18 protein-coding genes are annotated in these 16,909 nt (G+C 55.6%); 8 read left to right on the top strand and 10 right to left on the bottom strand.

Annotation, left to right across the window (positions count from 1 at the left end; translation table 11 throughout):
- The first annotated feature begins 157 nt into the window (after positions 1 to 157).
- The 4 genes from xseB (at position 158) to IB226_RS19000 (ending at position 4,250) form a co-directional block, all read left to right on the top strand.
- The gene (gene xseB / locus IB226_RS18985; protein ID WP_101762436.1) at positions 158 to 400 is read left to right on the top strand and encodes an exodeoxyribonuclease VII small subunit; all 243 of its coding nucleotides are present in this window, start codon (positions 158 to 160) and stop codon (positions 398 to 400) included.
- The gene (ispA, locus tag IB226_RS18990; protein WP_101762437.1) at positions 400 to 1,299 is read left to right on the top strand and encodes a (2E,6E)-farnesyl diphosphate synthase; all 900 of its coding nucleotides are present in this window, start codon (positions 400 to 402) and stop codon (positions 1,297 to 1,299) included. Before xseB ends, ispA begins: the two co-directional genes overlap by 1 nt.
- A gap of 19 nt (positions 1,300 to 1,318) precedes the next feature.
- Positions 1,319 to 3,184: a 1-deoxy-D-xylulose-5-phosphate synthase gene (gene dxs, locus IB226_RS18995; RefSeq protein WP_101762438.1), complete on the top strand. Its 1,866-nt coding sequence runs from the start codon at positions 1,319 to 1,321 to the stop codon at positions 3,182 to 3,184.
- A gap of 91 nt (positions 3,185 to 3,275) precedes the next feature.
- Positions 3,276 to 4,250, top strand: coding sequence for an aldo/keto reductase (locus tag IB226_RS19000; RefSeq protein ID WP_192236714.1), 975 nt, complete (start codon positions 3,276 to 3,278; stop codon positions 4,248 to 4,250).
- Positions 4,251 to 4,417: 167 nt separating this feature from the next.
- Here the strand turns inward: IB226_RS19000 and thiL are convergent, their stop codons facing one another.
- From thiL to nrdR, 5 genes are all read right to left on the bottom strand, one after another.
- Positions 4,418 to 5,395 carry a thiamine-phosphate kinase gene (thiL, locus tag IB226_RS19005; protein WP_192236715.1) on the bottom strand — a complete coding sequence of 326 codons (978 nt, stop codon included), beginning with the start codon at positions 5,393 to 5,395 and terminating at the stop codon, positions 4,418 to 4,420.
- 46 nt (positions 5,396 to 5,441) lie between these two features.
- The gene (gene nusB, locus IB226_RS19010; protein WP_007887007.1) at positions 5,442 to 5,861 is read right to left on the bottom strand and encodes a transcription antitermination factor NusB; all 420 of its coding nucleotides are present in this window, start codon (positions 5,859 to 5,861) and stop codon (positions 5,442 to 5,444) included.
- Positions 5,862 to 5,880: 19 nt separating this feature from the next.
- The gene (gene ribE, locus IB226_RS19015; protein WP_007887008.1) at positions 5,881 to 6,351 is read right to left on the bottom strand and encodes a 6,7-dimethyl-8-ribityllumazine synthase; all 471 of its coding nucleotides are present in this window, start codon (positions 6,349 to 6,351) and stop codon (positions 5,881 to 5,883) included.
- Between the two features lie 90 nt (positions 6,352 to 6,441).
- Positions 6,442 to 7,545 (bottom strand): bifunctional diaminohydroxyphosphoribosylaminopyrimidine deaminase/5-amino-6-(5-phosphoribosylamino)uracil reductase RibD, encoded by a 1,104-nt coding sequence (ribD, locus tag IB226_RS19020; RefSeq protein ID WP_192236716.1) that lies wholly within the window; start codon positions 7,543 to 7,545, stop codon positions 6,442 to 6,444.
- 3 nt (positions 7,546 to 7,548) lie between these two features.
- Entirely contained in the window at positions 7,549 to 7,998 is a 450-nt protein-coding gene (gene nrdR, locus IB226_RS19025; RefSeq protein ID WP_008103978.1) for a transcriptional regulator NrdR, read from the bottom strand.
- Between the two features lie 205 nt (positions 7,999 to 8,203).
- Here nrdR and lysM point away from each other — a divergent pair, with 205 nt between their 5' ends.
- Both lysM and IB226_RS19035 read left to right on the top strand, forming a co-directional pair.
- Positions 8,204 to 8,644: a peptidoglycan-binding protein LysM gene (gene lysM, locus IB226_RS19030; protein WP_101762442.1), complete on the top strand. Its 441-nt coding sequence runs from the start codon at positions 8,204 to 8,206 to the stop codon at positions 8,642 to 8,644.
- A gap of 14 nt (positions 8,645 to 8,658) precedes the next feature.
- Positions 8,659 to 9,219, top strand: coding sequence for a DUF3251 domain-containing protein (locus IB226_RS19035; RefSeq protein WP_192236717.1), 561 nt, complete (start codon positions 8,659 to 8,661; stop codon positions 9,217 to 9,219).
- 58 nt (positions 9,220 to 9,277) lie between these two features.
- On the opposite strand, the gene secF is transcribed toward IB226_RS19035, so the two are convergent.
- Genes secF through queA form a run of 5 tightly spaced genes read right to left on the bottom strand, consistent with a single transcriptional unit; the run spans position 9,278 to position 14,716 of the window.
- Entirely contained in the window at positions 9,278 to 10,246 is a 969-nt protein-coding gene (secF, locus tag IB226_RS19040; protein WP_101762444.1) for a protein translocase subunit SecF, read from the bottom strand.
- Positions 10,247 to 10,256: 10 nt separating this feature from the next.
- Complete coding sequence (gene secD, locus IB226_RS19045; protein ID WP_101762445.1) at positions 10,257 to 12,104, bottom strand: protein translocase subunit SecD; 1,848 nt, start codon at positions 12,102 to 12,104, stop codon at positions 10,257 to 10,259.
- Positions 12,105 to 12,129: 25 nt separating this feature from the next.
- The gene (gene yajC, locus IB226_RS19050; protein WP_008103990.1) at positions 12,130 to 12,462 is read right to left on the bottom strand and encodes a preprotein translocase subunit YajC; all 333 of its coding nucleotides are present in this window, start codon (positions 12,460 to 12,462) and stop codon (positions 12,130 to 12,132) included.
- 24 nt (positions 12,463 to 12,486) lie between these two features.
- Complete coding sequence (gene tgt / locus IB226_RS19055; protein WP_061717469.1) at positions 12,487 to 13,611, bottom strand: tRNA guanosine(34) transglycosylase Tgt; 1,125 nt, start codon at positions 13,609 to 13,611, stop codon at positions 12,487 to 12,489.
- 34 nt (positions 13,612 to 13,645) lie between these two features.
- Entirely contained in the window at positions 13,646 to 14,716 is a 1,071-nt protein-coding gene (queA, locus tag IB226_RS19060; protein ID WP_101762446.1) for a tRNA preQ1(34) S-adenosylmethionine ribosyltransferase-isomerase QueA, read from the bottom strand.
- A gap of 183 nt (positions 14,717 to 14,899) precedes the next feature.
- Here queA and IB226_RS19065 point away from each other — a divergent pair, with 183 nt between their 5' ends.
- Positions 14,900 to 15,481, top strand: coding sequence for an ACP phosphodiesterase (locus IB226_RS19065; protein WP_101762447.1), 582 nt, complete (start codon positions 14,900 to 14,902; stop codon positions 15,479 to 15,481).
- 92 nt (positions 15,482 to 15,573) lie between these two features.
- The gene (locus IB226_RS19070) at positions 15,574 to 16,824 is read left to right on the top strand and encodes a mechanosensitive ion channel family protein (protein ID WP_192236718.1); all 1,251 of its coding nucleotides are present in this window, start codon (positions 15,574 to 15,576) and stop codon (positions 16,822 to 16,824) included.
- Positions 16,825 to 16,909: the final 85 nt, after the last annotated feature.

Below are 16,909 nucleotides of genomic sequence, written 5' to 3' on the forward strand. Positions count from 1 at the left end.
TCAGGAGCCCCCGCATCCGAGGCGCAAAAGTATATCACCTTTGCCGGGTGACTGCTTTAAGCAACCTTCATCACATTCATTATTTTGCTAATTAATCCTCGTCAGCTACCATGACCGATTGCAAGATGATCTCCTAACCTGTGAGTCGACACTGATTATGCCGAAAAAAGCCGAAGCGCCTGCCAGTTTTGAAAGCGCATTAGAGCAGCTGGAACAGATTGTCAGCCGCCTGGAAAGTGGCGAGCTGCCGTTAGAGCAGGCGCTGAACGAATTTGAACGCGGCGTACAATTGGCACGTACCGGTCAGCAAACCCTGCAGCAGGCAGAGCAGCGTGTGCAAATTCTGCTTAGCGATGAGAAAGATGCCGCCCTCGCCCCTTTTACCCCGGAAAATGAGTAATGGATTTCGCTAAACTGCTGAGCGCTTACCATCAACGCGTTAACCAGGCATTGACGCGCTTAATAGATCCACTTCCTTTTCAGAGTTCTCCTCTGGTGAATGCCATGGAGTATGGGGCATTATTAGGCGGTAAGCGTCTGCGTCCCTTTCTGGTGTACGCAACAGGCGAAATGCTGAAGGCCGATGCCGCCAGCCTCGATGTGCCGGCTGCGGCCGTGGAATGCATCCATGCTTATTCCCTGATTCATGACGATCTGCCGGCGATGGACGACGATGCGTTACGCCGCGGGCAGCCAACCTGCCATATTAAATATGGTGAAGACACGGCGATTCTCGCCGGCGATGCTCTGCAAACTTTGGCCTTTTCGATTCTGGCCGATCAGCCGATGCCCGGCGTCAGCGCCGACGCGCGTATTGCGATGATTTCCGAACTGGCGCAGGCCAGCGGCGTGGCAGGCATGTGCGGCGGTCAGGCACTGGATTTGGCGGCGGAAGGCAAAAGCATCGATCTGGCGCAGCTGGAACAGATTCACCGCCATAAAACCGGCGCGTTAATTCGCGCCGCGGTACGTCTTGGCGCATTAGCCGCCGGCGATCGTGGCCGCGCCGCGATGCCGCTACTGGATACCTACGCCAATGCCATCGGACTGGCGTTTCAGGTACAAGACGACATCCTCGATGTGGTCGGCGATACCGCCGTGTTAGGAAAAACACAGGGCGCGGATCAGGCATTGGGTAAAAGCACCTATCCTTCATTGATGGGGCTGGAAAATGCCCGCAGTAAAGCCTGGGATCTTTATCAAGAGGCGCTCGGCGCGCTCGATATTCTGGCGGCACAGTCTTACAACACACTCGCCTTACAAGCGCTGGCAAGCTTCATAATTGAACGCGATAAATAACTTTCATAATGAGTCTCTGATGAGTTTTGATATTGCAAAATACCCGACACTGGCGTTAGCCAACACGGTTCAGGAATTACGTTTATTACCGAAAGAAAAACTTCCGGAGCTGTGTGACGAACTGCGTCAGTATCTGCTGGATAGCGTGAGCCGATCTTCCGGCCACTTTGCATCGGGTCTGGGCGTCGTCGAGCTAACAGTGGCGCTGCATTATGTTTATAACACCCCCTTTGATCATCTGGTGTGGGACGTGGGCCATCAGGCCTATCCGCACAAAATTCTGACCGGACGCCGCGATCGTATCGGCACCATCCGCCAGAAAAATGGCCTGCATCCGTTCCCGTGGCGCGGTGAGAGTGAGTACGACGTGCTGAGCGTAGGTCACTCCTCCACCTCGATCAGCGCCGGGCTCGGCATGGCGGTTGCCGCCGAACGTGAAGGCAAAGGCCGCCGCACCGCCTGTATTATTGGCGATGGCGCGATCACCGCCGGCATGGCGTTTGAAGCCATGAACCACGCCGGTGACATCAAGCCGGATATGCTGGTGATCCTCAACGACAACGAGATGTCGATCTCCGAGAACGTGGGCGCACTCAACAATCGTCTGGCACAGATTCTCTCTGGGAAAACCTATTCACGCCTGCGCGAAGGCGGCAAGCGTGTATTGGGCGGTTTGCCGCCGATTAAAGAGCTGGTGAAGCGCACAGAAGAGCACCTGAAAGGCATGGTGGTGCCGGGTACGCTGTTTGAAGAGCTGGGCTTTAACTACATCGGCCCGGTAGATGGTCACGACGTGCTGACGCTGGTGAGCACGCTGAAGAACATGCGCGATCTGAAAGGTCCGCAGTTCCTGCACATCATGACCAAAAAGGGCAAAGGTTACGCCCCGGCGGAAGAAGATCCGATTACCTGGCATGCGGTACCGAAGTTCGATCCCGCCAGCTTAGCGCTGCCGAAAAGCGTGCCAGGCTTACCAAGCTACTCGAAGATTTTCGGCAACTGGCTAAGCGAAATGGCGGCTGACGATCCGCGCCTGATGGCGGTCACGCCAGCGATGCGCGAAGGTTCGGGCATGGTGAGCTACTCACGCGACTATCCGCAGCAATATTTTGATGTGGCGATTGCCGAGCAGCACGCGGTAACGTTCGCGGCGGGTATGGCGATTGGTGGTTACAAACCGGTTGTGGCGATCTACTCGACCTTCCTGCAGCGCGCCTACGATCAGCTGATCCACGATGTCGCCATTCAGAAATTGCCGGTGCTGTTTGCTATTGATCGCGGCGGCATTGTCGGCGCGGATGGTCAAACTCATCAGGGCGCATTTGATATCGCGTTCTTACGCTGCGTGCCAGAGATGGTGATCATGACGCCAAGCGATGAAAACGAATGTCGTCTGATGCTTTACACCGGATATCACTATCAGGATGGCCCAAGTGCGGTGCGTTACCCGCGCGGTACCGGCACCGGCGCAACGCTGGAACCGCTGGCTAGCTTGCCGCTGGGCAAAGGTATTGTGAAGCGTCGCGGCGAAAAGCTGGCGATCCTTAACTTCGGTACTTTGCTGCCAGAAGCCGCTGCCGCTGCGGAAGCGCTGAATGCCACGCTGGTGGATATGCGTTTTGTGAAGCCACTCGATGAAGCACTGATTGCCGAGCTGGCGGCCAGCCACGATTCGCTGGTTACGCTGGAAGAAGGCGCCATCAAAGGCGGCGCCGGCAGCGGCGTCAATGAGTACGTGATGGCAAAACGCCTGCGCGTGCCGGTGCTCAACCTCGGCCTGCCGGATGAGTTCATCCCACAAGGCACGCAGGAAGAAGTACGTCAGGATTATCAGCTGGATGCCGCCGGTATTCAGCAGCAAATCACTGACTGGCTCGCCCAGTAATCTGCGCGACTCGCTCACCGCCCGGTGAGCGAGCCTGCTGCTATGCTTAGGGAACGATTTCCCTCAAGCATAAGAGCAGGAGCCCTAATAGATGAAAATTATTCCCCTAGGCCAAACCGACTTACAGGTTTCACGTCTCTGTTTAGGCTGCATGACTTACGGCGATCCCACGCGCGGCAATCACGCGTGGACGCTGCCTGAAGAGAGCAGCCGACCGTTGATCAAGCAGGCGCTGGAAGCCGGCATCAACTTCTTCGATACCGCTAACAGCTATTCCGATGGCAGCAGCGAAGAGATCGTGGGCCGGGCGCTGAAAGATTTTGCCCGCCGCGATCAGGTTGTGGTCGCCACCAAGGTCTATTTCCCGCTGAGTAATCTGTCACAGGGCTTGTCGCGTCAGAATATCTTGCAATCGATTGATGACAGCCTGACGCGCCTTGGTATGGAGTATGTCGATCTGCTGCAGATTCACCGCTGGGATTACGCCACGCCGATTGAAGAGACGCTGGAAGCGCTGCATGAAGTGGTGAAATCCGGCAAGGCGCGTTACATCGGCGCATCATCAATGCACGCATCGCAGTTTGCTCAGGCGCTGGAGCTGCAAAAGCAAAATAACTGGGCACGCTTTGTCAGCATGCAGGATCAGTACAACCTGATTCAGCGTGAGGAAGAGAATGACATGCATCCGCTGTGTCAGCGCGAAGGCATCGCGGTGCTGCCGTGGAGCCCGCTGGCGCGCGGTAAACTCACGCGTCCATGGGGCGAAACCACCGCACGTTCGGTATCGGATAATGTGATGGAGAAGCTGTATACCGGCACCGAAGAGAACGATGCGGCAATTGCTGAGCGTCTGGCTAACGTAGCCGCCGACAAAGGCGTGACGCGCGCGCAGGTGGCGCTGGCGTGGCTATTACATAAACCGGCGGTCACCGCGCCGATCATTGGCGCTTCGCGCGAGCAGCAGTTCGCCGAGCTGGTGAAAGCGGTGGATGTTGAATTGAGTGAGAATGAGATTGCCGAGCTGGAAACGGTATATCAACCGCATCCGGTGGTGGGGTTTGAGTAAGGTAGACCATTCCCCTCACCCCAGCCCTCTCCCGCAAGCGGGCGAGGGAGCAGAACGTGCAGTCCCTACCTAATCGTCCCCCTCTCCCACCTGTTGGAGCAGAACGTGCAGTACCCACCTAATCGTCCCCTCTCCTACTTGTGGGAGAGGGTTAGGGTGAGGGCAATTTACTTCGCGCCGAAGTGATCAAACCCTTTCACATCTACACTGCGCGGTTTGCCGTTCTCCAGCAAACTCAGCCCTTCCGATTCGGGTGCAATCTGCCCAATACAGGTATAAGGCACACCAAAATGGCCGAGCGCCACGTCGATCGCGCCACGGTTCACTTCTGGCACGGTAAAGCACAGCTCGTAATCTTCGCCGCCGCTCAACGCCCATTTCAGCACCAGTTCAGGCTCGAAGTGATCGCGCAGGGCCGCTGAAAGCGGTAACGCGTCGAGATTGATGCGAGCGCCAACGCGGCTGGCGGTCAGCACATGGCCGAGATCGGAAATCAGGCCATCAGAGATATCGATCGCCGAGGTTGCCAGCCCCCGCAGCGCCTGGCCTTGCAGCACGCGCGGCATTGGACGCAAATGGCGTTTGATCAACGCTTCGTGCACCGCCGGATCGTTCAGGCGATGGCGATGCTGCAGCAGCGATAAACCGGCCGCGCTGTCACCCAAGGTGCCGGTGACAAAGATCCAGTCGCCTGGCTTCGCGCCCGAACGTTTCAGCGCCCTTCCCACTGGCACTAAACCGTGAATGCCGAGCGTCATGCTCAGCGGTCCGCGCGTGGTATCGCCACCAATCAGCTGCATATCGTAATAATCCAGCAGCTCAAACAGGCTGTCGCTAAAGGCCGCCACCCACGGTTCATCAATTTCAGGCAGCGTTAATGCCAGCGTCAGCCAGGCCGGATCGGCGCCCATGGCGGCTAAATCACTGAGATTAACGGCGACGGCTTTATAGCCGAGATCGGCGGGATGGATATCACATAAGAAGTGGACGCCTGCAACCAGCGTGTCGGTGCTGATGGCAAGTGTCTGTTTTTCTGGCACGTTAAGTAACGCGCAGTCGTCACCAATTCCTTTCTCCACATCGCGGCGGGAGCTGGTGACGCGGTTAAAGTAACGTGCAATCAGTTCGAATTCACCACAAGACATAAGTCAGGTCTCAATGAGAAAAAGGCCGGATAACCGGCCTTTAACGCTATTTTTTGTTTGGTCGAATTTGCGGGGCAGCTTTGTCGAGCACACCGTTGACGAATTTGTGGCTGTCTTCAGCACCAAACACTTTTGCCAACTCGATGCCTTCGTTGATGGCCACTTTATACGGCACATCAGAACGCTTGCTCAGCTCATACAGCGAAATACGCAGGATGGCTTTTTCTACCTGGCCCAGCTCTTCCAGCTGACGCGACAGGTAAGGCTTCATCAGACCGTCCAGGTACGCGCTGTTAGTCGCCACACCGGCCAGCAATTCGCGGAAATAGCTAATATCGACGTCTTTGACGTCTTGTTCCGCCAGAAACTGGTATTCCACATCGGCAATGTCGTTCTTAGACAGCTGCCAGGAGTAAAGCGCCTGGACAGCGCACTCACGGGCGCGACGACGAGCAGCAGGTTTCACAAAATTCCCCTTACAAAAATCAGGCTTTGATGGCTTTCAATACGTTGATCATTTCGAGTGCAGTCAGGGCCGCTTCGGCACCTTTATTACCTGCTTTCGTGCCGGCGCGTTCAATCGCCTGCTCGATATTTTCAGTGGTCAACACGCCGAAGGTCACCGGGATTTCGCTGGTCATCGCGACGTGCGCAATGCCCGAGCTGGCTTCACCGGCCACATATTCGAAATGTGCGGTGCCGCCACGGATGACAGTGCCCAACGCAACAATGGCGTCGTGCTTACCGGCTTTCGCCAGTGCGCGTGCTGCCAGCGGCAGTTCGTATGCACCTGGAACCCAGACAACGGTGATGTTATCTGCTTTCACCTGGCCGATGCGCTTAAGTGCGTCAATCGCGCCGTCCAGCAGGCTGTCATTAATGAAGTTGTTAAAACGCGCAATTACGATGGCAATGTTTGCATCAGGCGTGGCAACAGGAGCTTCGATAACTTTCATACATATCCTTTGGGTTGTTTTATGGCCCCGCAGAAGGGGGCGGATTCTATCATACTCTTTGGCGACGCGCTCAGGCTTTTCCGCGCGCTTTCAGCGCGGCGTCAGCGTCAGGCGCAGGTCCTCGCCAACCAGGCGCACATCGCTAAAATTCAGGGCCGGCGCATCGGCCAGCTGTTCCAGTCCGGGCAGCGTGCACAGGCCGCGTGCGGCATTTCCTAACAGCTTTGGCGCCATGTAAACAATCAGCTCATCCACCAGGCCCGCTTGCAGCAAAGCACCCGCTAATCCGGCACCCGCTTCCACCCACACGCTGTTGATCTGGCGCTGGCCGAGCAACATCATCATCGCGACCAAATCAAGCTGTTCACCACGCTGGGGCACCGCAATCTGGGTCACGCTGGCGGGCCACGCGTGTTGATCGGGCTCGCTGCGCATCAGCCAGGTTTCGCCTGGCTGGTCAATCAGTCGGTGCTGCGGCGTGACGCGCTGTTGGCTATCAATCACCACGCGCACCGGCTGACGCAGCTGGCTTTCATCAAGCTGCGCACGCACCTCTTCATTCAATTCACTCCAGCGTACCGTGAGCGACGGATTGTCAGCCAACACCGTGGCGCTGGTGCTAAGAATAGCTGAACTCTGGGCGCGTAAACGTTGCACATCGCGCCTTGCGGCCGCGGAGGTGATCCACTGACTTTCGCCACTCGCCATGGCGGTGCGGCCATCAAGGGATGCGCCGAGTTTCAGCTGGATCCACGGGAATCCGGTCCGCATACGTTTGAGAAAACCCCGGTTCAGCGCTTCCGCTTCGTTCATCATCAGGCCATGACTGACGTCGATGCCCGCCTGCTGTAAACGGTAGAGTCCACGTCCTGCCACCTGCGGATTGGGATCCTGCATCGCGGCGACCACGCGCGTCACGCCTGCGGCAATCAGCGCATCGCAGCACGGCGGCGTGCGTCCATGGTGGCTACAAGGTTCCAACGTGACATACGCGGTTGCGCCAGCAGCTCGTTCGCCCGCCATACGCAGCGCATGCACTTCGGCATGCGGTTCGCCGGCGCGCTGATGCCAGCCTTCACCGACAATCTCGCCCTCGCGCACAATCACGCAGCCAACGTTGGGGTTAGGTGTGGTGGTAAAGCGTCCGCGCCGCGCCAGTTCCAGCGCGCGCGCCATATAGCGTTCGTCAGTCATGGATTAGTCCTGTAGGCGGGCGATCTCTTCACCAAAATCGCGAATATCTTCGAAGCTGCGATAGACCGAGGCAAAGCGAATGTAGGCCACTTTATCGAGCTTTTTCAGCTCATCCATCACCAGATTGCCGATCAGTGCGCTTGGCACTTCGCGTTCACCGGTGGCACGCAGCTGAGTTTTAATATGATTGACCGCGCTTTCAACCGCATCGGCGCTGACGGGGCGTTTTTCCAGCGCCTTAATCATGCCGCTGCTGAGCTTGTCTTCATTGAAGGGTTCACGCACATCGTTGCTTTTTACCACGCGCGGCATCACCAACTCTGCCACTTCAAAGGTGGTAAAACGCTCATGACACACCAGACACTGACGACGGCGACGCACCGACGATCCTTCACTAACCAGACGAGAATCAATCACTTTGGTGTCCACAGCGGAGCAGAATGGGCAATGCATGAGGCTTCCTGATGCGAGATAAATAGGCCACACAGTGTAGCGCGATCGCGCCACAAAATGTATGTGTGTGGCACATAATGTGTGAATCCCCGTTTGTGACGTTAAGCCAAATGCAAGACATCACCTACATGACCACAGGCAAAAAACCACTACGCTTAAAGAGCCGCCAGCAAGGCGGCCAACATCATAAAAATCTGGAGGATGTATGGGTCTGTTTGATTTCGTGAAAGATGCTGGAGAAAAACTGTGGGATGCCGTCAGTGGCGGCGGCGACGATGCCAGCAAGAAATTGCAGGATCACATCAACAAACTCGGTTTGCCCGACAGCGATAAGGTCAAGGTGGATGTCAAAGGCGATACCGTTACTGTGACTGGTGATGGCATCTCTCAGGAGTTGAAAGAGAAGATTCTGGTGGCCGCCGGTAACGTCGCGGGCATCACCAAGGTGGATGACAAGGTCACCGCCAGCGATGCCGCTACGCCCGCGAAATTCTATACCGTGAAAAAAGGCGATACCTTGAGTGCGGTATCGAAAGAGGTCTACGGAAACCCTAATGAATACAACAAGATTTTCGAAGCGAACAAGCCAATGCTGACGCATCCTGATAAGATCTACCCTGGCCAGGTTTTACGAATTCCCGAATAAAGAAAGGACATTGCATGACGATCAGGACGTTTTGGGCTCCGGCAGCACTCTCTTTGCTGGTTCTCAGTGGTTGCAGTTCAACGCCGGTTTCACCGCAGGTCAAAGAGTTGCATCAGGAGGTGAGTCAGCTTAATCAGCAGATGCGCAAGCTGACCAATCAGGCAACGGCGCTGGAGATTCAGGGACAGCTGAACAGCCAATCCACCCAGGGCGCGTGGCTGTTGCCGCAAGCCAATACGCCGGTGGAGTTACAGACGCAGCTAGGTAAATTGCGTTTGTCACTCTCGCAGGTGGCGGGTGAAGCCAGCGGCAGTCGCGCCAATCTGAATATCCGCTCAACCAATGATCAGCCGATTCCGGCACTGCGCGCGACCGTGGTATGGGGCGAAATGGATCCGGCCAGCGGCAAACCGCTTAACGCGGGCAGCCTGAGCCAGACCATCGAGGTTCCTGCACAGTTAATGCCGCGCAGTTCCTTTAGCGTGCCGCTGCGACTCAGCGGGTTAACCCCGGAGCAACTCGGCTACGTGCGCGTGCACGATGTTGAGCCTCCAGCGACGAAAACCACGCCCTGATCGACAGGCATAAAAAAACGGGCTGCCAATGGCAGCCCGTTTACTTTCTGACTCCGCGTTACGGCAGAATCGAAGGCTGATCTGCGCCCTCTTTTTCCACTTTCTGTACCAGCATATGTTCACGCTTCATGCCGAGTTTCAGCGCCAGCGCTGAAGAGACATAAATCGATGAAATGGTACCAATGGTGACACCGATCAGCATGGTCAGTGAGAAACCTTTCAGCAACGCACCACCAAACACGAACAGGATCATGATCATCGCCAGCGTGGTGATGGAGGTGATCAAGGTACGGCTCAGCGTCTGGGTCAGCGACACGTTAGTGATGTCGTAAGAAGAACCGCGGCGGATCTTGCGGAAGTTCTCACGAATACGGTCGGATACCACGATCTTATCGTTAAGCGAGTAACCAATTACCGACATCAATGAAGCGACAATCGTCAGGTCGATTTCGACGTGCGCCAGCGACAAAATGCCACAGGTGATGATCACATCGTGCGCCAGCGCCAGTACGGTGCCGAGCGCTAAACGCCACTCAAAGCGGAAGCCGATGTAGATCAAAATCGCAATCAGCGCTGACAGCAGCGCCATCGCACCGGCCTGCGCCAGATCGCTACCCACGCTTGGGCCAACGAACTCGATGCGTTTCACGGTAGCGTTCTGCTGCGTGGTCTGGCTAATGGAAGCCAGCACTTTATTGCCCAGTTCGGTGCCGGCATTGCCGGTGGCCGGAGGCATACGCACCATCACATCACGGCTGCTACCAAAGTTCTGCACCAGCGGCTCTTCAAAGCCCGCTTTCACCAAACCTTCACGCAGCGCGTCGAGATCCGCCGGTTTTTCCAGGTTAATCTCAATCACCGTTCCGCCGGTAAAGTCGAGGCCCCAGTTGAAGCCTCGCACACCGACAATGACGATAGATGCCACAATCAGCAGACCGGAGATGATGAAAGCCAGCTTATCCCAGCGCATAAAGTCGACGACTTTACGCCCGTGGTTTAGCTGCTCAATACTATATTCCTGTGCCACAACGCACTCCTCAGATAGACAGCTTGTTGATGCGTTTGCCGCCGTACACCAGGTTAACGATGGCACGGGTGCCGACGATAGCGGTAAACATTGAGGTTGCGATACCGATAGCCGTAGTAATCGCAAAGCCTTTGATTGAACCGGTACCGACCGCATAAAGAATGATCACTTTGATAAGCGTAGTGACGTTGGCATCGACGATACTGGAGAAGGCGCCTTTATAGCCTTCATGAATCGCCTGCTGTACCGAGCGTCCGTTACGCAACTCTTCTTTAATACGTTCGTTAATCAACACGTTAGCATCGACCGCAACCGCCAGCGTCAGCACGATACCGGCAATACCTGGCATGGTGAGCGTCGCGCCTGGCAGCAGTGACATGATGCCGACAATCAGCACCAGGTTACACAGCAGCGCGCTGGTAGCGATAAGACCAAACTTCTTGTAGAACACCACCATGAACAGGATCGAGGCAATCAAACCCCACAGGCAGGCTTCGAGGCCTTGTGTGATGTTCTGCTGACCCATGGTTGGGCCGATAGTACGCTCTTCTACAATCTGGATTGGCGCAATCAACGCACCCGCGCGCAGCAGCAGCGACAGCTGACGTGCTTCGTTTGCATTATTGATACCGGTGATACGGAAGCTGTTACCGAGGCGCGACTGAATGTTCGCCACGTTAATCACTTCTTCCTGTTTCACCAGAATCGACCGGCCGTTGGCATCTTTCTTACCGCTGTCTTTGTACTCCACAAACAGGGTCGCCATCGGCTTACCGATGTTGTCCTTGGTGAAGTTGGACATCATGTTGCCGCCCGCGCCATCCAGTGAAATGTTCACCTGCGGCTGGTTGTACTCATCCATGCTCGACGTGGAATCAGTGATGTGATCACCGGTCAGAATCACACGCTTGTACAGCACCACTGGCTGCCCGTCGCGGGTTTTCTTCACTTCCGAATCGCCGGGCACACGGCCGCTGGCCGCTGCGGTTGGATCCACGCTGGTGTTCACCAGACGGAATTCCAGCGTGGCGGTAGCGCCCAGAATCTCTTTGGCGCGCGCGGTGTCCTGAATACCCGGCAGTTCCACCACGATGCGGTCAGAACCCTGACGCTGCACCAGCGGTTCGGCAACGCCGAGCTGGTTCACACGGTTACGCAGAATGGTGATGTTTTGCTGCACCGCATATTCACGCGCTTCGCTCAGGCGCGCATCGCTCATCACCGCACGCAGCGCATCGCTGCCCTGGCTTGAGATCACCAGATCACGGTGGCGAGTAGACAAGTAACTGATTGCCGCATCACGGCTGGCGCCGTCACGGAAACGCACTTCTACGCCATAGTTCGCGATTTTATTAACGGTGGTATACGGAATGCTTTTGTCGCGCAGATCGCTGCGCAGGCTGTCGGCGTTCTGCTCTTGCAGTTTGCCCAGAGCCGTATCCATATCCACTTCCATCAGGAAGTGAACGCCGCCGCGCAGATCAAGACCGAGTTTCATCGGTTCCGCGGACAGCATGCTCAGCCAGCGAGGCGTTGCCGGCGCAAGGTTAAGGGCCACAATGTAGTCTTCGCCCAGCGCGCTGGTGAGTGCATCACGCGCGCGCAGCTGTCCATCCTGCGTTGCAAAGCGGGCCAGAATGGCACCATTTTCCAGAGCGAGGGATTTGCTCTCGATATTGTCTTGTTTTAATACGGTCTGGATCTGATCCAACGTTTGCTCACTGGCGGCGCCACCGCGCGCACCAGTGATCTGAACGGCCGGATCCTCACCATAAAGGTTAGGAAGCGCATAGAGCAGGCCGACGAGAATCACGACGACCAGCATGATGTACTTCCACAAAGGATAACGGTTTAACACGGCAGTTCCCTTCGGGAAGAAAAAATTACAGCGCCTTCAAAGTACCTTTCGGCAGAACGGCGGCCACGAAATCACGTTTAACAACTACTTCAGTGGTGTCGTTCAGGGCAATAGAAACATAGCCAGTTTCTGCCACTTTGGTCACACGGCCAACTAAACCACCGCTGGTCAGCACTTCATCACCTTTAGAGATGGAATCCATCAGTTTCTTGTGATCTTTAGTACGCTTCTGCTGTGGACGCAGAATCATGAAGTAGAAGATCAGACCAAAGACCACCAGCATGATCACCAGAGAATACGGACTTCCCTGAGACGGTGCGCCTGCTGCGGCTACGGCGTCAGAAATGAAAAAGCTCATTAAATTTCCCTCATTGATGAATTATCAGACGTTCAGCGGAGGAACCGCCTTCCCCGTCCGTTGGTAGAACTCGCTAACAAAGTGCTCTAATTTACCCTCTTCGATAGCCTTACGTAAACCGGCCATCAAACGCTGGTAATAGCGCAGATTGTGAATCGTATTCAGGCGTGCGCCCAGTATTTCGTTACAGCGATCAAGATGATGCAAGTAGGCGCGGCTATAATTGCGACAGGTGTAACAATCACACTCTGCATCCAGCGTTGCGGTGTCATCTTTATACCGGGCATTACGAATTTTCACCACGCCATCGGTAACAAACAGATGACCATTGCGCGCATTGCGCGTTGGCATAACGCAGTCAAACATATCGATACCGCGGCGAACGCCTTCCACCAGATCTTCTGGCTTGCCGACGCCCATCAAATAACGCGGTTTGTCTTGCGGAATTTGCGGACAGACGTGCTCCAGGATTCGGTGCATGTCCTCTTTAGGTTCACCCACCGCCAGGCCGCCCACAGCGTACCCATCAAAGCCAATCTCTACCAGACCTTTAACCGAGACATCTCGTAAATCTTCGTAAACACCGCCCTGAATAATGCCGAATAATGCATTTTTATTGCCGAGTGAATCGAAGCGATCGCGGCTGCGTTGTGCCCAGCGCAACGACATCTCCATCGAACGTTTGGCGTAATCCCAATCCGCCGGATATGGCGTACATTCGTCGAAGATCATCACCACGTCAGAACCGAGATCGAACTGAATTTCCATCGACTTTTCCGGATCGAGGAAAATCGGATCGCCGTTGATCGGGTTACGGAAGTGCACGCCCGCTTCGGTGATCTTACGGATATCGCCAAGGCTGAACACCTGGAAGCCGCCGGAATCGGTAAGGATCGGTCCTTGCCAGTTCATGAAATCGTGCAGGTCGCCGTGCAGTTTCATGATCTCCTGACCTGGGCGCAGCCACAGGTGGAAGGTGTTGCCGAGCAGGATCTGCGCGCCGGTCTCTTTCACTTCTTCCGGCGTCATGCCTTTCACCGTGCCGTAAGTGCCCACGGGCATAAATGCTGGGGTTTCAACAACGCCACGATCAAAGACCAGACGGCCACGGCGCGCGCGCCCGTCGGTAGTATCTAATTCAAATTTCACATTAACCTCTGATCAGAGAAACAGTCTGATTCAATTATGCGCCGACGCTTTCGTCAGGCGCTTGTGGATTACGGGTGATGTACATCGCATCCCCGTAGCTAAAGAAACGGTACTGCTCTGCCACCGCGCTGTGATAAGCCGCCATGGTGTGCTGATAACCAGCAAAGGCCGAAACCAGCATAATCAGGGTCGATTCCGGCAGATGGAAGTTGGTGATCAGCGCATCGATCACCTGATAGTGATAGCCGGGATAGATGAAAATCTGTGTGTCATCGAAGAAGGGTGCAATCAGCGCATTCTGGCTGGCCTTCGCGGCGCTCTCCAGCGAACGTACTGAGGTGGTGCCCACGGCGACCACTTTGTTGCCGCGTGCTTTACACGCCAGCACCGCATCCACCACATCCTGCGGCACTTCCGCGTATTCGGCATGCATGATGTGATCCTCGATGGTTTCAACGCGCACCGGCTGGAAAGTCCCGGCACCGACGTGCAGCGTGACAAACGCCATCTCGACGCCTTTAGCTTTCAGCGCTTCCAGCAGCGGCTCGTCAAAGTGCAAACCGGCGGTCGGTGCGGCGACGGCGCCGGGACGCACGCCGTACACGGTCTGGTACAGCTCACGGTCAGCATCTTCATCCGGACGATCAATATACGGCGGCAGCGGCATATGGCCGACGCTGTTGAGAATATCCAGCACCGCGCGATCGTCTTCGAAGGCGATCTCAAACAGTGTGTCATGGCGCGCCACCATCGTGGCTTTGACACTTTCGTCATCGCCTAGCAGCAGCGCTGCGCCCGGCTTGGGCGCTTTGGAGGCGCGCACGTGCGCCAGCACGCGCTTATCGTCCAGCATGCGCTCAACCAGCATCTCGATTTTGCCGCCGCTGGCTTTACGCCCAAAGACGCGCGCCGGAATCACGCGGGTGTTGTTGAACACCAGCAGATCGCCCGGATTGAGCTTATCCATCACGTCTGTAAATACGCCGTGGCTTAACGCGCCGCTTGGACCATCCAGCGACAGCAAGCGGCAACCGCTTCGCTGCGCCTGCGGATAGTGGGCGATTAAGGATTCTGGCAACTCAAAGGTAAAATCGGCTACGCGCATGCTTCACTTCTTCAGGACTTAAAATCAGGCGGCATAGTCTAGCGGAAAAGCGGCAAATTCTGAACAACTGGCTGCGCTTCTGTGATTCTGCGAATACACAAAACAATTCGAGGTACAGGCAGGCGGCAAACGAGAGCAGCTCACGCACCTGTAACTTGAAGTATGACGTGTATATAATGCGCCATGAACTTTCTCGCTCACCTTCACCTGGCGCAGCTGGCTAACAGCTCTCTGCTGGGCAATCTCATGGCCGATTTCGTGCGCGGCAACGTGCAATCACAATGGCCTGCGCCGGTGGTGGATGGCATTGCCATGCATCGTCGCCTCGACGTCCTGACCGATAACCTGCCCGAGGTGCGGATTGCGCGTGCGCTGTTTCGTCCGGAAACGCGCCGCGTGGCCCCCATCACGCTGGACGTGATTTGGGACCACTTCCTCGCGCTGCACTGGGATAAATTCCACCCAACGCAGTCGCTGGTGGCATTTACCGCGGCGGCTGAACAAAACATCGTGCCGCAACTGGCGGGCACGCCGGAAGGTTTCATTGAGCTGAACGCAGTGATGTGGCGCGAACGCTGGTTTGAGCACTATGCCGAACCAACGCGGCTGGCACGCGTGCTCAACGGCATGGCGCATCGCCGTCCGCGCTTAGCCGCGCTGCGCGACTCCTATCAGGATTTTGTTGACCACTACGAGCAACTTGAGCCGCTGTTCTTCCAGTTTTATCCGCGCTTAATGGCCGCCGCGCGCGCGCAGGAATTGTAATATTAGGTAATTCAAGACCCGTCTGTTGGACGGGAAATTTCTCATCACCTACCCTGCGTGACCTTAATCTTCGTCACACTCAGGGAAATCTCATGCAGCATCTTATTGCCAACCGGCTCGCAGAAGCCGGTCTTAGCTACACGCACATCCTGGCGTTGGGGATAGTGATTGCCATTATCTTTGCCATCTCACTGCTTACTCACGCCATTCTGCACCGCGCTATCTTGCCGCTGCTGCGTCGCTACACCGAGAAAAGTAGCCGTCAGTGGCCAAAAGCGCTGATTAACAGTCGCCTGTTTAGCCGCAGCGTCTGGCTGATGCAAGGTGTGCTATTCAAATTACAGACTGAACTCTTCCTGCACGACAGTGCTCAGATCTATGCAGCGCTGCTGATTTTCGCCCAGCTGTGGATGATGATCTTCGCCCTGCTGATGTTGTTCTCCTTGCTGGATTTACTGCAGCAGCTCAGCGCGAACAGCATGCTGGCACAGCAATTGCCGCTGCGCGGTATTATCCAGAGCGTGAAATTGATCGCCGCCATTTTAATGGTAATCATGATTATTTCGCTGCTGTTGGGTAAATCGCCCGGCGTATTGATCACCGGACTCGGTGCCATGACCGCGGTGCTGATGCTGGTATTTAAAGATCCAATTCTGGGTCTGGTGGCCGGTATTCAGTTAGCGGCCAATAATATGCTGAAAATGAATGACTGGCTGGAAATGCCGAAATATGGCGCGGACGGTGCGGTCATCGATATTTCTTTAACCACGGTAAAAGTGCGCAACTGGGATAACACCATTGTTACCATTCCCGCTTACGCCTTAATTTCCGACTCCTTTAAAAACTGGCGCGGTATGTCGGAATCCGGTGGGCGTCGCATTAAGCGCAGCATTCATATTGATACCACCAGTATTGGCTTCCTTGATGATGCCATGATGCAGCAGCTGAAAAGTGCGCATCTGCTGGCACCGTATCTGGATAGCAAAAGCGAAGAAGTGGCCGCATGGAATGCGCAACTGGGCTGTGATTTAGATTCGCCACTCAACGGTCGCCGCCTGACGAATATCGGTACCTTCCGCGTCTGGCTGCAGAGCTGGCTGGAGCAGCATCCGCGTATTCATCAAGAGATGACGTTAATGGTGCGGCAGTTAGCGCCAGGTGAAAACGGTTTGCCGCTGGAAGTGTATGTGTTCACCAACACCACGGTGTGGAAAGAGTACGAGAATATTCAAGCGGATATCTTTGACCATATTTACGCAGTGCTACCTACTTTTGGTCTGCGTGTCCATCAATCGCCAACCGGTAATGACATGCGTCAAATTGGCGTAAGAACCCGCCACTAAGGCTTCATCCCGTATTACCCGCCAGTAAGAAGAAAAATTTCACTGGCGGGCTTTTCCCCCTCTTGTCACGCGCAGCCATCTGCGG

Origin of the sequence: Pantoea sp. PNT03 (genome assembly GCF_014852515.1) — a bacterium.
Lineage (GTDB): Bacteria > Pseudomonadota > Gammaproteobacteria > Enterobacterales > Enterobacteriaceae > Pantoea > Pantoea leporis.